Raw genomic sequence first — 14,893 nt, 5'->3', positions numbered from 1 at the left:
CTCAGCGCTCGGTGCCGGAGGCGTCCTTCAGCCGTACCGCGCACTCCAGCAGCAGCGCGTGGACGAAGGCCTGGGGCAGGTTGCCGCGCAACTGGCGCTGTCGTACGTCGTATTCCTCCGCGAACAGCCCGGACGGTCCGCATGCCGACCGGGTGCGTTCGAACCAGCGCAGCGCGCCTTCCCGGTCGCCGAGATGGTGGGTCGCCAGCGCCATGGTGAACCCGCACAGCAGGAAGGCCCCCTCGGCCTCGCCGAGCGGGATGCCGGGGTGGTCGAAGCGGTACAGGTATCCGTCCTCCGCCAGAGCTTCCTCGACGTAGGCGCGGGTGATCGCGTTGCTGGGGTCGTCGGCGGGCGGGCAGCCGCGGGCCAGGGGGAGCAGCAGGGCCGCTTCGGGGCCGTCGTCGTCCGCCGCCCGGCTCCAGCGTCCGTCGGGGCGCAGACAGCGGCGGCGGGTCTCGGCGTATACGACGTCGGCGGTCTCGGCACAGCGGCGGCCGACCGGCCCGGGCATGACCTCCGCGATGCGGCGCAGCCCGCACACCACGCTCAGCCGGGAATGGGTCCACCAGCGGTCCTCCAGCTCCCACAGGCCGGCGTCGGGCCGCTTCCAGTGCGCCTGCACCGCGTCCAGCGCCACTCCCACCGCGCGCTCGGTGTCCCGGTCGAGCCGGTCGAGGCGGGCCGCGGCGGCGAACAGCTGGAGCGCCTCGCCGAAGGTGTCGAGCTGGAACTGGTTGGCCGCATGGTTCCCGACGCGGTCGCCGCCACCCGGATAGCCGGGAAGCGGCAGTCGCCGCTCCTTGGGCACCGGACCGCCGTCCACGGTGTAGGCCGGGTGGACGCCGTCGCCGTCGGCGAGCACGCGCTCGGCGGTGAACCGTACGGCGTTGTCGAAGAGCGGATGGGGCCCGTGGGCCGCGACGGCCAGGCCCGCATAGCACTGGTCGCGCAGCCAGGCGAAGCGATAGTCGTAGGTGCGGCCGGTGTTCGCCCGTTCCGGCAGCGACGTGGTCGCCGCGGCGACCATGCCGCCCGACGAACTGGTCAGGCCGCGCAGCACGGCATAGGCGTCGCGGGGCGCGACCAGCGCGGAGCAGTCCGGTATCGCGCGTCGCCACTCTTCCTCCGTACGGCGCCACAGTTCACCCGGGTCCAGGGCGTCCTCGGCATCCGCGGTGGCGAGCTCCAGGACGAGGTCGTGCTCCTCGCCCTCGCCCAGCCGGAACTCCCCGCGCAGTCCGGACTCGGGGTCCCAGGACGCCCGGTGCGCGCCGAGGAGCCGCAGCCGCAGAGCGCCCGCCCGGGCCGCCCACGTCCGCCCGTGGAGGCGCGGCTCCCGCATCCGGTCCGTTCCGAAGCCGGGGCGGGGGTCGAGCGACAACCGCAGGCGCGCCTGGCCGCGTTCGACACGCATCCGGCGCAGCAGCACCAGTCGGTCCGCGGACGCCGGCATGGCCAGGGCGTCGCGGCACTCGATCACGCTGTCCGCCGTCACCCAGCGGCTGACCCGGATGAGGGTGCCGTCCTCGTAGTAGCCGCCCCACACCCGCCACCGGTCCACGGGCTCGACCGCGAAGTAGCCGTTGCCGCCGATGAGGGAGGAGAAGACCGCGTCGCTGTGCCAGCGCGGCGCGCACAGCCAGACGATCCGTCCGTGCGGATCCACCAGCGCCCCCCGCTCGCCGTCGGCGAGGAGGGCGTACTCGCGCAGGACCCACGGGGGGCAGATGTCCTTGTCCTCTGGCATACCGTCTCTGTCGTTCATGGAACGGGGTCTTTCCGGGCGGACGGGCCGCGAGCCGGCCCGTGCGGGACAGCCGAGCCCCGACGGCAGCCCTGCCCGGTGCGCGCGGCGGGCCTCCCAGGAAGAACCGCGGCCGCGCGTCCTCGTGCACCCAGCGATACGCGCCACCGCGACAGGCCCGCCGCGCCACCGGGCAAGGCCGCCAGCACGAGGAGTGACCGCCTTCCCCGACTTGAAACCCCCTGCCGCGACTCTCCCCGACTCCGTCACCCGATGCCGCGCCCGGCGACCGGCCCACCCGCAGTCCCCGGGCACGATCTGCCCGGGTCGCCGCCGATCCCGTCGATCCCGCCGATTCCGGTGGTCCCCGTGCCGCCCGTGGCGGTGGACTGCGGCAGGCCGCCGGCCTGGGCGGGTGCGGCCGGTACGGCCAGCAGGCCCGCGCCGAGCGCCAGCGCTACGGCGGTCGCGGCCGGCGAGGGCCGGATCTGTCGCGGATGACATGGATCGCGTCCTCGATCCTTGAAGTCGAGTGTCGGAATGCGTCGAACCGGTTCGATCAAGGGGGTCGGAGGGGCGAGCGGCTCATCAGGGGGGGGAGGCCCGTACTTCTGGGGAAGCCGGGGACGGTTCCTCGGCGGGTCAGCCGGATCAAATCCATCGAACCGGTTCGGGAAACTAGCACCGAGGATCCTGACCAGCAATCCCTTCAACGCAAGCTTCTCGGCAGCCAACGCCCGCGCAGAACAAGTGCGTCGAGAGGTGTTGACACGCCTGCGGGCAGTTCCTACCTTCGCATCACGCGAACCGGTTCGACGATCGGTCGCCGGCGAACCGGTTCGACCTAGGAGCCCTCATGAACATCGGTGAGATCGCCCGGCGAGCCGGTGTCTCGCGCAGCACCGTCTCGTACGCGCTCAGCGGCAAGCGCCCGGTCTCGGACGACACCCGCCGCAGGATCCAGGAGGTCATCGACGAGCTGGGCTACCGCCCCAACGCCAGCGCCCGCGCCCTGGCCAACGGCCGCACCAGCACCATCGGCCTGGTCTTCCCCCCGGCCGGCAACCACTACACCGGGATGCAACTGGACTTCATCGGCAGCGTGGTGGAGGCTGCCGCGGCCTACGACTACGACGTCCTGCTCTCCCCGAGCGGCGTGGACAGCGACCGCTCCTTCCAGCGGTTGCTGGGGGAGCGGCGGGTCGACGGCGCGATCCTGATGGAGATCAGGCTGGAGGACGACCGGGTCGACCACCTGGCCGACCTCGGCTTCCCCTCCGTCGCCATCGGCCGCACCGCCCATCCGGAGGGCGGCTGGTGGGTGGGCCTGGACCACACCGCGCTCGCGGCGGCCTGCGTCCATCATCTGGCCGACCTCGGCCACCGCCGGATCGCCTTCGTCAACCGACCTCAGCAACTGCTCCGCGCCGGATACGAGTCGGCCCTCCGCGGTCTCGACGGCTTCACCAAGGCCGCGGCCGAACGCGGCCTGACCGTACGCACCTACTGCTGCGGGGACGACGCGGCCTCGGGCCAGGCCTGCCTGGAGCAGCTCCTGCACGACGACCCCGCCACCACCGGCCTCGTCACGCTGAACGAGGCCGCGCTGGGCGGCCTGTACCGGGGGCTGGCCCAGGCCGGCCGCCATGTGCCGCGCGACTTCTCCGTCACCGGGGTCGTGGCCGGCCGCTGGGCGGAGACGGTGACCCCGCAGCTCACCGCCGCCGACGTACCGGCGGAGGAGATGGGCCGACGCGCCGTCGACCTGCTCGTGGAACGGCTCGACCACCCCGACGCGCCGCCCCGCCACCACCTCCTCGCACCCCCGATCTCCCTGCGGGCCAGCACCGGACCCGTCACGGCCGCCTGACCGCCTTCCCCGGGTAACCCCGGGACCCCGCGCCATCGCCGATCGCCCGCCGGCGCTGTTCGGCGTGCCCGTTTCACCTCCCACCACCCCGTGCCTCGGCACCCGCATGCCCTGAACAAAGGACCTCCCGCCATGAACAGTCCCTCCAGACAGCGCCGTCTGACCGCCGCCGCCCTCACCGCGCTGGCCGTCACCGGCACGGCCACCGCCTGCTCCTCCGGCTCCGGCAGCACCGACACCAAGGGCGCCGGCAGCGGCACGTACACCATCTGGGACCCCTACCCGCAGTTCGACCAGAGCTCGGCCTGGGTGAAGCTGCTCGGCCAGTGCGGCACCAAGGCCGGCGTCAAGGTCAAGCGCACCGGCTTCGACACCAGCGACCTGGGCAACAAGACGCTCCTCGCCGCCCAGCAGGGCAACTCGCCCGATGTGCTCATCGTCGACAACCCCGTGGTCTCCACCCTCGCGGAGGCGGGCGTGCTCACCACCACCGCCGACAACAAGCTCGACACCTCGAAGGTCGACCCCAATCTGCTGGCCGCCGGGCAGTCGGGCGGCAAGACGTACGGCACACCGATCGGCGCCAACACCCTCGCCCTCTACTACAACAAGAAGGTCCTGAAGGCGGCCGGTGTGGACATCGCCTCGGTCAAGGACTGGGCCTCACTGACGGCGGCCCTGGCGAAGGTCAAGAAGGCCGGCAAGAAGGGCATCACGTTCTCAGCGATCGGCACGGAGGAGGGCAGCTTCCAGTTCCTGCCCTGGTTCTGGGGCGCCGGCGCCGAGCTGACCCAACTCGACTCCGCCCAGGCCGTGTCCGCGCTGACCCTGTGGAAGGACTGGCTGAAGAACGGCTACGCCCCCAACTCGGTGCTCAACAACACCCAGACCACCAGCTGGCAGGAGTTCGCCAGCGGCGACTACGCGTTCAGCGAGAACGGCACCTGGCAGCTCGCGAACGCCAAGAAGGCCGGCCTCGACTACGGCGTACTGCCCATCCCGGGGGCGAACGGTGGCCACGCCGCGGCCCCCACCGGCGGCGAGTTCGTCACCGTCCCGGTCCAGCAGGACACCGGCCGCTACGCCACCTCCCAGAAGCTGGCGACCTGCCTCACCAGCACCGGCAACCTCTACACCACCGACACCACCCTGTCCTATGTGGCCCCGACCAGCGCGGTCCAGGACAAGCAGGTCGCCGCGAACGCCGAGTTGAAGCCTTGGGTCGAGGCGGTCAAGTCGGCCAAGGGCCGCACCAGCGACGACCTCGGCACCAAGTACCCCAAGATCTCCGAGCAGATGTGGAAGGCCGTCCAGTCCGCCCTCAGCGGCTCCAAGTCACCCAAGGACGCGCTCAGTTCCGCTCAGGCCGCGGCCAAGTGACGTGAGCACCGTGAAGCAGACGACCCGTCCGCCGGACCACCGGTCCGTGCCCGTCCGGGATGGGGCGGCGGCCACCGCCCCGCCCCCCGCCCGCCGCGGGAAACGCCCCCGGCCCACCTCCACCCAGTGGGCCGCCTGGGGATTCCTCGCCCCCGTGACCCTCTACCTCGCCCTCTTCTACGCCTATCCGCTCTACCGCAACCTCGACCTCAGCCTGCGCAACTACACCGTCCGCTCCTTCGTCCAGGGCGACGCCCCCTTCACCGGCCTGGCGAACTACCGCACCGTCTTCGACAACCCGACCTTCGCTCCCGCCCTGCTGCACACCGCCGTCTTCACCGCCGTGTGCCTGCTCTTCCAGTACGCCATCGGGCTCGCCCTCGCGGTCTTCTTCAACCAGCACTTCCGGCTCTCGGCCACCCTGCGCGCCCTGTTCCTCGTCCCCTGGCTGCTGCCGCTGATCGTGTCGGCCTCCACCTGGTCGTGGATGCTCAACAGCGAGTCGGGCGTCGTCAACGCCGTCCTGCACGCCGTCGGCATCGGGCCGGTGAACTGGCTGACCTCGCCGTCCTGGTCGCTCACCTCGGTGATCATCGCGAACATCTGGATCGGGGTCCCGTTCAACCTGGTCGTGCTCCACAGCGGACTGCAGTCCATCCCGGCGGGCCTGTACGAGGCCGCCGCCCTCGACGGGGCCGGAGCCTGGCGGCGCTTCTGGTCCATCACCTTCCCGCTGCTGCGGCCGGTCTCCGCGATCACCCTGCTCCTCGGGCTGGTCTACACGCTCAAGGTCTTCGACATCATCTGGATCATGACCAAGGGCGGTCCTGCGGACTCCTCGACCACCTTCGCCACCTGGTCCTACCAGCTCGGCTTCGGCAACCTGCTGCCCGCCTTCGGACCGGGCGCGGCCGTCGGCAACCTGCTCGTGGTCGCCGCCCTGGTCTTCGGCCTCGTCTACGTCCGGGTGCAGAGAAGGCAGGCCCTGTCATGAGCGGCGTACGCAGGCGTACGTGGGTGAAGACCACGATCGGTGTCGTACTGACCGCGATCATGCTGTTCCCGGTCTACTGGATGGTCAACGTCTCCCTCACCCGCGACCAGGACATGCGCAAGAGCCCGCCCGACCTGCTCCCCCTGCACGGCACCCTGACCGGCTACCGCACCGTCCTCGACGAGCAACTGCCCTACCTCGGCACCAGCCTCGTCATCGGCCTGGGCACCGTCGTCCTGACCGTCGCCCTGTCCGCCCCCGCCGGCTACGCGCTGGCCAAGCTGCGCCCGCGCGGCGGCGGCATCCTGAGCTTCGTGCTGCTGGCCGCCCAGATGATCCCCGGCATCATCATGGCGATGGGCTTCTACGCCATCTACCTCCAGCTCGGCCTGCTCCAGTCCGTCCCCGGCCTGATCGTCGCCGACTCCACCCTGGCCGTCCCCTTCTCGGTGCTGATCTTCACCGCGTTCATGTCCGGCATCCCGGGCGAACTCCTCCAGGCCGCGCAGGTGGACGGGGCGCAGGCCCTGCGCACCTTCTGGTCGGTCGTGCTGCCCATGAGCCGCAACGCCGTGGTCACCGTGTCCCTGTTCGCCTTCCTGTGGTCCTGGTCCGACTTCGTCTTCGCCAGCACCCTCGTCAACGGCGGCACCCATGAGCCGATCACCCTCGGCATCTACCACTACATCGGCAACAACAACCAGCAGTGGAACGCCATCATGGCCACCGCCGTCGTCGCCTCGCTGCCCGCCGCGGTGATCCTCGTCCTCGCCCAGCGCTACGTCGCCGCGGGCGTCACCGCCGGCGCCGTCAAGGACTGAGCCCCGAAGAGCCCACAGCCCATCACGACGGCCGAGGCGTTAGTACGTCAGCGACCGCTGCCTTCCCGCTCCAGAAACGAGTCAGCCTTCATGACCGCCGCCCTCTCCGGCCCGGCCTTCTCCGTCCGAGACATCCCCTTCAGCACCTACGGATCCTGGTTCGACGTCTCTCCCGTGGTGGCGGAGAAGACGTACGCCGAGGACCTCCACCTCGTCTCGCACCAGAACGGCATGCACGCCGTCCTGCGCCTGATGCCCGTCGACCCGGCCACCGCCGACCGGGCCCCCACCCGTGTCGAGGCGACACCCGGCCTGCTCACCTGGCACGCCGACAGCGGACACATCGACCTCGCCTACGAGTCACCGGACACTGTCCGCCTGCGGGGGAGCGGCCCCGGCATCGGTGTCCTCGCCGCCGCACACAGCCTCACCCCGTTCAGCGGGACGTACTTCTTCCACGACCCGGCGGCGGACGCGCACGTGTTCACGTCGTACGAGACAGGACGCCGCTACCGCGTCACCGTGCTGTCCGGCACGCTCGCCGGCGCGACCGGATCCCAGGCCCTGGGCGGCGCCGACCGCGGACTCACCGTGACCGGGGGAGCGGACGGCACCTGGGAGATCGCGATCGAGGAACTCGACACCTCCCGCCCGCCGTACAGGTCCCGGGCGGCCTTCGACGACGTCGTGGAGTCCGCGGGGCGCTCGTTCGCCGCCTTCCTGGACGCGGTGGCCCCCTGGCGGACGAGCGACACTCCGGCCGCCGAACTCGCCGCCTACGTCGTCTGGTCGGCGACCGTACGGCCGGCCGGCCTGGTCACCCGGCCCGCCGTCCTGATGTCCAAGCACTGGATGGACAAGGTCTGGAGCTGGGACCACTGCTTCAACGCCCTGGCTCTGGCACCCGGTTGCCCCGAACTGGCCCTGGACCAGTTCGCCCTGCCCTTCGACCACCAGGAGGCCGGCGGCGCCCTGCCCGACTCGGTGACCCACTCGGAGGTGCTGTACAACTTCGTCAAACCTCCCATCCACGGCTGGGCCTTCTCCCAGCTGTGCCGACGACTGCCCGCGCCTCCCAGCGGGCAGCAACTGGCGCAGACGTACGACAGGTTGAGGCGCTGGACCGACTTCTGGCTGACCGCCAGACGCGCCCCCGGCGCCCGCCTTCCCCACTACCAGCACGGCAATGACAGCGGCTGGGACAACGCCACCACCTTCGACCCCGAGCGGGTCGTCGTGACCGCCGACCTCAGCGCCTTCCTGATCCTTCAGATGCATGAACTCGCCGCTCTGGCGGGGGAGTTGGGCAGGGATGGTGAGGCGCGCCGGTGGACCGAAGCGGCCGCGGGGACCCAGACGGCACTGCTCGACCAGCTCTGGAGCGGCGACAGGTTCGTCACCCGCTCGGCCGCCACCGGGGACACCTGGAGCAGCGACTGCCTGCTCGACCTGATGCCCGTCGTGCTCGGCGAGCACCTGCCCGCCGAGATCGGCAGCGCGCTGGCCGACCGCATCAAGGCCCATCTGACACCGCACGGCCTGGCCACCGAACTGCCCACCTCACCGCACTACCTCGCCGACGGCTACTGGCGCGGCCCGATCTGGGCCCCCGCCACCGTCCTCGTCGAGGACGGCCTGCGCCGCGCCGGCCACCACCGGCTGGCCGACGACATCAGCGCCCGCTTCCGCGCCCTGTGCGAGACCCACGGCTTCGCCGAGAACTTCGATGCCCTCACCGGAACGGGCCTGCGCGACCGCGCCTACACCTGGACCGCCAGCAGCTACCTCCTGCTGGCCGAAGCACACGCACACCGAGACGGCTGACCGGCCGCCTCTCACCCCCTCCCCGTAGGAGCCGCACCATGCCTTCGCCCAGGACACGTACCAGACCCGCCACCCGCCGAGCCGTCTCGTCCGTCGCCGTCCTCCTGGCCGCCCTGGCCACGACCCTGATCCCCGCCGCCCCCTCCCGGGCCGCCGACACCGCCGTCACCGTCGACTTCGCCACCGCGGGCGGCGCCCCCGCCTACCACGCCTCCGGCACGATCTACGGCATGACGCCCGCCGGCTCACTCCCGCAGGACCACTTCTTCAAGGACATCAAGTGGCACTTCATGCGGGCCGGCGGCGCACAGCTCAACAGCGGCGGCTACGCCACCAGCCTCGCCGACTACCAGACCCGCTGGAACTCGACCCTCGCCCAGTACAAGCGCACGACCGCCCTCGGCGGCACCTTCGTCCTGCTCCCGCACGACCTGTGGGGCGCCGACGGCACCACCAGCCAGGGCTGGCCCGGCGACAACGGTGACTGGACGCAGTTCGACGCCTTCGTCACCCAGCTCATAGGCGACGTCAAGGCCAACAACATGACCGTCGAGTGGGACCTGTGGAACGAGCCCGACGGCAGCGGCTTCTGGAAACCCTCGCAGGCGCAGTACCTGCAGATGTGGTCGCGCTTCTACGCCAGGGTGCGTGCCGCGTTCCCGAACCAGCTCATCGTCGGCCCCAGCATCGCCGGCCAGCTGAACCCGTCCAACACCTGGTGGACCACCTACCTGACCTACGTCAAGGCCAACAACGTCGCCCCCGACATCTACAGCTGGCACGACGAACCGGGTGACCCCGCCACCGACGTCGGCCGCGCCAACTCCACCCTCGCGGCAGCCGGGTTGACCAACACGCGGCCGTACCAGATCAACGAGTACGCCACCCTGTCCATGCAGTCCCCGGGCGGCGGCGCCTGGTTCATCGGCCGTCTGGAGCGCGCCGGCGCCGACGGCCTGCGCGGCAACTGGGCCTCCGGCACCCACCTGCACGACGACGAGGCCAACCTGCTCACCAAGAACAGCGCGGGCCAGTACCTGCCGCTGGGCGAGTGGTTCATGTACCGCTACTACGGCTCCCAGACCGGCAACATCGTCAACCTGGTCCCGGGCACCGGCACCGACGGCCTCGCCGTCAAGGACAACACCGCGAAGAACGCGAAGATCCTGCTCGGCAGCAGCGGCAACACCGGCACGGTCACCGTCAACCTCACCGGACTGAACACCACGTCGGTCGTGGAGAGCGGCAAGGTCCGCGCGGTCGTCCAGCGCGTCCCCTACAACAACGGCGCCGCCGTCGCCGGACCCGAGACGGTCTCCGACACCACGCTGAGCGTCGGCAACAACGCGGCCTCGGTCGCCATCCCCTGGTCCAACGCCAAGGACGGCTACACCGTCACCCTGCTCCCGCCGTCCAACACCACCGTCTCCACGGTCGCCGTCAGCGAGAACAGCGGCCAGTGCCTGGACGACACCAACCTGAGCACCGCCAACGGCACCCAGTACCAGCAGTGGTACTGCGAGGGCGGCTACCAGCAGATGCTCGACCTCAAGCCGGTCGGCGGCAAGGCCAACACCTACACCGTGGTCGACGAGCTCAGCGGCAAGTGCCTCGACGTCTCCGGGGCCTCCACCGCCGACGGCGCCGCCGTCATCCAGTACACCTGCAACGGCGGCACCAACCAGCAGTTCACCCTCAACCCCGTCACCGCGCTCGGCAACGGCAAGGACTACCAGCTGGTCGCCGTCCACAGCGGCAAGTGCGTCGACGTCAGCAACGTCTCCACCACGGCCGGCGCCCCGATCCACCAGTGGACCTGCGATCCCGCGAGCGCCCTCGCCACCAAGAAGAACCAGATCTGGCGCCTCTCCGGCATCACCGGCTGAGACCCGCCCGCGCGGACAGCCCGGTCCGCCGCTCATGGAAACCGATCCCATCCCCACCGAGACGCCCTGCATTCCCCCAGGTCAGCGACATCTTAACGATGATGACAACGGTCACCGGTGCAGCCTTTGGTGATTCGCTGCACCATGAGTTTCACTGCGGCGAGGACACCCGCCGCGAGGGGGAAGGCGTACGACATGAGCGATCACGGCCACGGTCACGGGCCGGGGCACGACCACGAGGCCGGCGGGCACGGGCACGGCGGGCACTCCCACGGTGTGTCGGCGGACGCGGACCGCCGTTGGCTGGGCATCGCCCTGACCCTGATCGCGGCCTTCATGGCGGTCGAGGTCGTCGTCGGTGTCATCGCCGGGTCCCTGGCCCTGATCTCGGACGCGGCGCACATGCTCACCGACGCCGCCTCCATCGTCCTCGCGCTGATCGCGATGCGCCTAGCCGCCCGCCCGGCCCGCGGCGGCTACACCTACGGCCTCAAGCGCGCCGAGATCCTCTCCGCCCAGGCCAACGGCCTGACCCTGCTCCTGCTGGGTGCCTGGCTGGCGTACGAGGCGGTACGGCGGTTGATCAGCCCGCCCGAGGTCGAGGGCGGCCTGATGCTCGCCACCGCCCTCACCGGCATCGCCGTGAACGTGGTCGCCACCTGGTGCATCTCCCGGGCCAACCGCAGCTCCCTCAATGTCGAGGGCGCCTACCAGCACATCCTCAACGACCTGTTCGCCTTCGTCGGCACCGCCGTCGCCGCCCTGATCGTCGTCCTGACCGGCTTCGACCGCGCCGACCCCATCGCCACCCTCGTGGTGGTCGCCCTCATGGTGAAGGCCGGCTACGGGCTGCTGCGCGAGTCCGGCCGCATCTTCCTGGAGGCGGCGCCCGCCGGCATGGACCCGGATGCCGTGGGCGACCAGCTCGTCGCCCAGCGGTCCGTCGTCGAGGTGCACGACCTGCACGTCTGGCAGATCACCTCCGGCCAGTCCGCGCTCTCCGCGCACGTCCTGGTCGAACCCGGCGGCGACTGTCACGCCGTCCGCCGCGACCTGGAGGACCTGCTGCGCCACGACCACGGCATCACCCACACCACGCTCCAGGTCGACCACCTCGGCGAGGGAGCCCGAGCCGGAACCCTGCTGCAGATCACCGCCCCCACCGCGGACGCCCCCGAACACTGCGACGACGCCCACGGCCCGGTCCACCGCCCGGGCCCGCACGACCACTGACCCGGGGCCCGCGGCGGTCCGGGCCTACGCGGTCCGACCGGCGCACGGACGGCTCATCCGCGCCGCAGGATGTCGTCCACGGGCCCGAACGTGACCATGGCCGTCACACCGCCCGCGATCTCGCCGCGCAGGGGCGACAGGGCCTCCCGCGACCGGGCGGCGAGTGAGCCGTCCCCCAGCAGGGTGGCCGTATGGGCGTTCACGGCCCACAGCGAGTCGTACAGGTGATCGGCAGGAGGTACGGGCAGGGCGGCGGCGGCTCGGTGGGCCGCCGTACGGTCGCCGCGGGCGAGGTCGAGGAGCGGCTGGACCCATGGTCGGTACGGACCCCAGTCGAGGCCGGGGTCGGTCGGTGCGGGGCGCCGATGGCGGATGCGGACCGACAGCAGCGCCAGCGGGAACAGGCCCGCCTCCACTCCGGGCATACCGGCCCCCGCGAGATCGGCGGCGAGGCCGCGATAGGCGTGGGCGACCTCCGCGGGGTCGCTCGATCGCGCCGCCAGCAGCATCGTCCGGAACCCGGCGGTGAGGACGTGGACCAGGGGCGTCTCGTGACGGTCGGCGAGCCGCTCCACGGTGACGACGTGGTGGTGCGCGGTCTCGGCGTCACCGCGGGCCGCGCAGACCTGGATCCGGATCAGCCGGCCGAGGATCTCGAACAACGGGAGGTCGTGCCGCGTGGCGACGTCGATGAGCTCGCCGCCGATGGCGTCCCGTTCGGCGGTGCGCCCGGGACGCTGGAAGGACTGCACGAAACGGGCGTTGAGCGCGAGCACCAGCAGGCTCGGGTCGTGCAGCTCCCGGGCGAGACGCTCGGCCTCGGTCGCGGCCTCGGCGGCCCAGCGGTCCCGGCTCCCGCGATGTTCGAGCCCCAGGGTGGCCAGCAGCCGTGCCCGCAGCGCGGCCGGCGCCTGCGGTCCGAGCCGCCGCAGGGTGCGGCGGGTGGTCGTGACCAGCGCCTCGGCGCGTACGGCGTCGTCGGCGCGCGTCCAGACGGTGGGGACGTCGTACGCCGCGATGACCCGGGCGGTGAGGGCGGCATCGCCCGTCCGTTCCGCCTCCGCGACGGCCGCGGCGCGCTGTTCCTGGGCCAGGACCAGGTTGGTGCCCCCGGTGATCGCGGCGGCACCGGCGACGGTGCTCATCGTGCGCAGCCGCGTGTAGGTCCCCGTCGCCTCCGTGCGGGTCAGCAGGCGCCACCGGTCCTCGTCCCGCGACGCGGGCGTGAGATGGGGAGCCTGCCGGAGGATGTCACGTTCGAGATGGTCGAGGCCGTCCGCCGAGGTGAGCCCGAACTGCTCGAGGAGCCGGGCTCGTGCGTCACGCAGGACCGCCAACGCGTCGACCTGGCGGCCTGCTTGGTAGAGCGCGTGGGACAGCAGTCCCCAGGGATGCTCCCGCCAAGGGTGCGCGGCGGTGAAAGCCTCCAGTTCCGGGACGAGCGGGGCGCCTCGTCCAAGGTCGAGCAGGGCCCGGGCCCGCAACTCGACGGCCTGGCTGTGCAGTTCGGCCAGCCGGGCACGCTCCGAGGTCAACCAGGGCGAGGAGTCGAGGTCTCCGTACGGCTCCCCCCGCCACCAGGTGAGCGCCTCGCCGAGCACGTCGACGACCTGGCCGTCCGGTACGTCGGCCACCGTGCGAAGGGCGTCCTCGAACCGGTGGGCGTCGATGTCCGTCCGCGGAACGCGCAGGGCGTATCCGCTGCCGACGGTCTCGATGACGGACGAACGGCCTCGCCGGGGACGATCCGGCTCGAGGGCTCGCCGCACCTCGGCCACGAACGTACGGATCGTCCCGGCCGCGGTGGACGGAGGGTCCGCCCAGAGATCGTCGGCCAGCACCGCCAGCGGGACGGCCCTGCCGCGGGCCGCGACCAGCCGGCCCAGCAGCTCACGGCGGCGCCGACTGCCCACCGGCAGCGGGCGGCCCTCGGCATCCGTGACCTCGATCGGACCGAGCACCCTGACCACGATCTTCATGCATCCATTGTCATCGGCGGGCGCTGACCCACTGCTGACCGGCCTCGCCGAGGCTCTTCTCGTCCCCGCACCGACCGGTGAGCCGCGGTGGCTCACGGCTTCGGACGCGGGAGAAGGAGACGGCACCGATGAGCATCACCATCCCGGGGTTCGAGACCCGGTCGTTCGCAGGGGCGGACGGGATCGAGCTGAACGCGGCGGTCGGCGGCGAGGGGCCGGCGATCGTCCTGCTGCACGGCTTTCCCCAGACGCATCTGATGTGGCGGCACGTCGCTCCCGCCCTGGCCGAGCGGCACACCGTGATCTGTCCCGATCTGCGCGGCTACGGCGCCAGCGGCAAACCGGAGGCGGTCACCGAGGACACGTACGCGAAGCGGACGATGGCCGCGGACGTCGTCCGTCTGGCCGACGCCCTGGGGTGCGAGCGGTTCGCCCTCGTCGGGCACGACCGCGGCGCGCACGTGGCCTTCCGGGCCGGTCTCGATCACCCCGACCGGGTCAGCCACCTGGGCCTGCTGGACATCGTCCCCACGCTGGACACCTGGAACGTCCTGCACGGGGTGGGCGCGGCGGTGGCCTTCCACCTGTATCTGATGGCGCAGCCGCCCGGCCTGCCCGAGCGGATGATCGCGAGCAGCGCCGACGCGTTCTTCGGCCACTTCCTCGACGTCTGGGCCACGAGCTCCGACGCGATCCCGGCCGACGTGCGCGCCGAGTACCTGCGTGCCTGCCGGAACGCCGTTCCGTCGATCGTCGCGGACTACCGCGCCACGGCGACCGTCGACATCGCACACGACCAGGCCGACCTCGACGCCGGCAACCGGCTCACGATGCCGGTGACGGTGATCCAGCAGGACTGGGGACGGCAGCTGGGGTTCGACGCCACGGCGATCTGGCGTCCGTGGACCACCGACCTCCAGCACTTCACCACCCGTGCGGGCCACTTCATGGCGGAGGAGGCGCCGGAGGACATCACCACGCTGATCCTGAGCCTGCTGAAACGATGATCGCCGGCCCACCCGTGAGGGGCGGCGCCACGCGGCCCCTGCTGAACGCCCTGTGACTCAGCCCTTGTTGGCGCCGAGGGTGAGGCCGCTGACGAACTGGCGTTGCAGGACGAAGTAGACGATGAGGGTGGGGATGGCGGTGAGGAGGGCGC

At 71.5% G+C, this 14,893-nt stretch carries 11 protein-coding genes and 1 pseudogene; 8 read left to right on the top strand and 4 right to left on the bottom strand.

The window, feature by feature from the left end; all coding sequences use genetic code 11:
- Position 1: 1 nt before the first annotated feature.
- Together ACWCQ1_RS15475 and ACWCQ1_RS15470 are read right to left on the bottom strand one after the other, a co-directional pair.
- Positions 2–1,768, bottom strand: a complete 1,767-nt coding sequence (locus tag ACWCQ1_RS15475) for a glycoside hydrolase family 15 protein (protein ID WP_451026684.1) — start codon at positions 1,766–1,768, stop codon at positions 2–4.
- A 245-nt stretch (positions 1,769–2,013) separates the two neighbouring features.
- Positions 2,014–2,310, bottom strand: a complete 297-nt coding sequence (locus tag ACWCQ1_RS15470; RefSeq protein WP_451026683.1) for a hypothetical protein — start codon at positions 2,308–2,310, stop codon at positions 2,014–2,016.
- A 293-nt stretch (positions 2,311–2,603) separates the two neighbouring features.
- Between ACWCQ1_RS15470 and ACWCQ1_RS15465 the strand changes: the two genes are divergently transcribed.
- From ACWCQ1_RS15465 to ACWCQ1_RS15435, 7 genes are all read left to right on the top strand, one after another.
- Positions 2,604–3,617 (top strand): LacI family DNA-binding transcriptional regulator, encoded by a 1,014-nt coding sequence (locus tag ACWCQ1_RS15465; protein WP_358602463.1) that lies wholly within the window; start codon positions 2,604–2,606, stop codon positions 3,615–3,617.
- Between the two features lie 132 nt (positions 3,618–3,749).
- On the top strand, positions 3,750–4,997 hold the full coding sequence (locus tag ACWCQ1_RS15460) for a sugar ABC transporter substrate-binding protein (RefSeq protein ID WP_358602460.1): 1,248 nt from the start codon (positions 3,750–3,752) through the stop codon (positions 4,995–4,997).
- A gap of 10 nt (positions 4,998–5,007) precedes the next feature.
- Positions 5,008–5,991, top strand: a complete 984-nt coding sequence (locus ACWCQ1_RS15455; RefSeq protein WP_133049815.1) for a carbohydrate ABC transporter permease — start codon at positions 5,008–5,010, stop codon at positions 5,989–5,991.
- The gene (locus tag ACWCQ1_RS15450) at positions 5,988–6,812 is read left to right on the top strand and encodes a carbohydrate ABC transporter permease (protein WP_358602454.1); all 825 of its coding nucleotides are present in this window, start codon (positions 5,988–5,990) and stop codon (positions 6,810–6,812) included. The genes ACWCQ1_RS15455 and ACWCQ1_RS15450 overlap by 4 nt, the downstream gene beginning before the upstream one ends.
- 90 nt (positions 6,813–6,902) lie before the next feature.
- Positions 6,903–8,636 (top strand): amylo-alpha-1,6-glucosidase, encoded by a 1,734-nt coding sequence (locus ACWCQ1_RS15445; RefSeq protein ID WP_358602451.1) that lies wholly within the window; start codon positions 6,903–6,905, stop codon positions 8,634–8,636.
- Between the two features lie 38 nt (positions 8,637–8,674).
- Positions 8,675–10,522: an RICIN domain-containing protein gene (locus tag ACWCQ1_RS15440; protein WP_451026682.1), complete on the top strand. Its 1,848-nt coding sequence runs from the start codon at positions 8,675–8,677 to the stop codon at positions 10,520–10,522.
- Positions 10,523–10,717: 195 nt separating this feature from the next.
- Positions 10,718–11,755 (top strand): cation diffusion facilitator family transporter, encoded by a 1,038-nt coding sequence (locus ACWCQ1_RS15435; RefSeq protein WP_133049819.1) that lies wholly within the window; start codon positions 10,718–10,720, stop codon positions 11,753–11,755.
- 53 nt (positions 11,756–11,808) lie between these two features.
- Here ACWCQ1_RS15435 and ACWCQ1_RS15430 read toward each other — a convergent pair whose 3' ends face one another.
- The gene (locus ACWCQ1_RS15430) at positions 11,809–13,734 is read right to left on the bottom strand and encodes an AfsR/SARP family transcriptional regulator (protein ID WP_451026681.1); all 1,926 of its coding nucleotides are present in this window, start codon (positions 13,732–13,734) and stop codon (positions 11,809–11,811) included.
- Between the two features lie 128 nt (positions 13,735–13,862).
- Here ACWCQ1_RS15430 and ACWCQ1_RS15425 point away from each other — a divergent pair, with 128 nt between their 5' ends.
- A complete protein-coding gene (locus ACWCQ1_RS15425; protein ID WP_358602443.1) occupies positions 13,863–14,741 on the top strand; it encodes an alpha/beta fold hydrolase in 879 nt (292 codons plus the stop codon).
- Between the two features lie 57 nt (positions 14,742–14,798).
- Here ACWCQ1_RS15425 and ACWCQ1_RS15420 read toward each other — a convergent pair.
- Positions 14,799–14,893: pseudogene (locus ACWCQ1_RS15420) on the bottom strand (carbohydrate ABC transporter permease); the annotation flags it as partial.

This window comes from Streptomyces sp. NPDC002144 (genome assembly GCF_053593695.1).
The sequence above is the reverse complement of the archived record's forward strand: the minus strand, read 5'-3'. Positions and strand labels throughout refer to the sequence as shown.

Excerpts from the sequence above, each read along its gene's own strand:
- ACWCQ1_RS15475 (WP_451026684.1), bottom strand. The coding sequence starts at position 1,768 with ATGAACGACAGAGACGGTATGCCAGAGGACAAGGACATCTGCCCCCCG.
- ACWCQ1_RS15465 (WP_358602463.1), top strand. The coding sequence starts at position 2,604 with ATGAACATCGGTGAGATCGCCCGGCGAGCCGGTGTCTCGCGCAGCACC.
- ACWCQ1_RS15460 (WP_358602460.1), top strand. The coding sequence starts at position 3,750 with ATGAACAGTCCCTCCAGACAGCGCCGTCTGACCGCCGCCGCCCTCACC.
- ACWCQ1_RS15450 (WP_358602454.1), top strand. The coding sequence starts at position 5,988 with ATGAGCGGCGTACGCAGGCGTACGTGGGTGAAGACCACGATCGGTGTC.
- ACWCQ1_RS15445 (WP_358602451.1), top strand. The coding sequence starts at position 6,903 with ATGACCGCCGCCCTCTCCGGCCCGGCCTTCTCCGTCCGAGACATCCCC.
- ACWCQ1_RS15440 (WP_451026682.1), top strand. The coding sequence starts at position 8,675 with ATGCCTTCGCCCAGGACACGTACCAGACCCGCCACCCGCCGAGCCGTC.
- ACWCQ1_RS15435 (WP_133049819.1), top strand. The coding sequence starts at position 10,718 with ATGAGCGATCACGGCCACGGTCACGGGCCGGGGCACGACCACGAGGCC.
- ACWCQ1_RS15430 (WP_451026681.1), bottom strand. The coding sequence starts at position 13,734 with ATGAAGATCGTGGTCAGGGTGCTCGGTCCGATCGAGGTCACGGATGCC.
- ACWCQ1_RS15425 (WP_358602443.1), top strand. The coding sequence starts at position 13,863 with ATGAGCATCACCATCCCGGGGTTCGAGACCCGGTCGTTCGCAGGGGCG.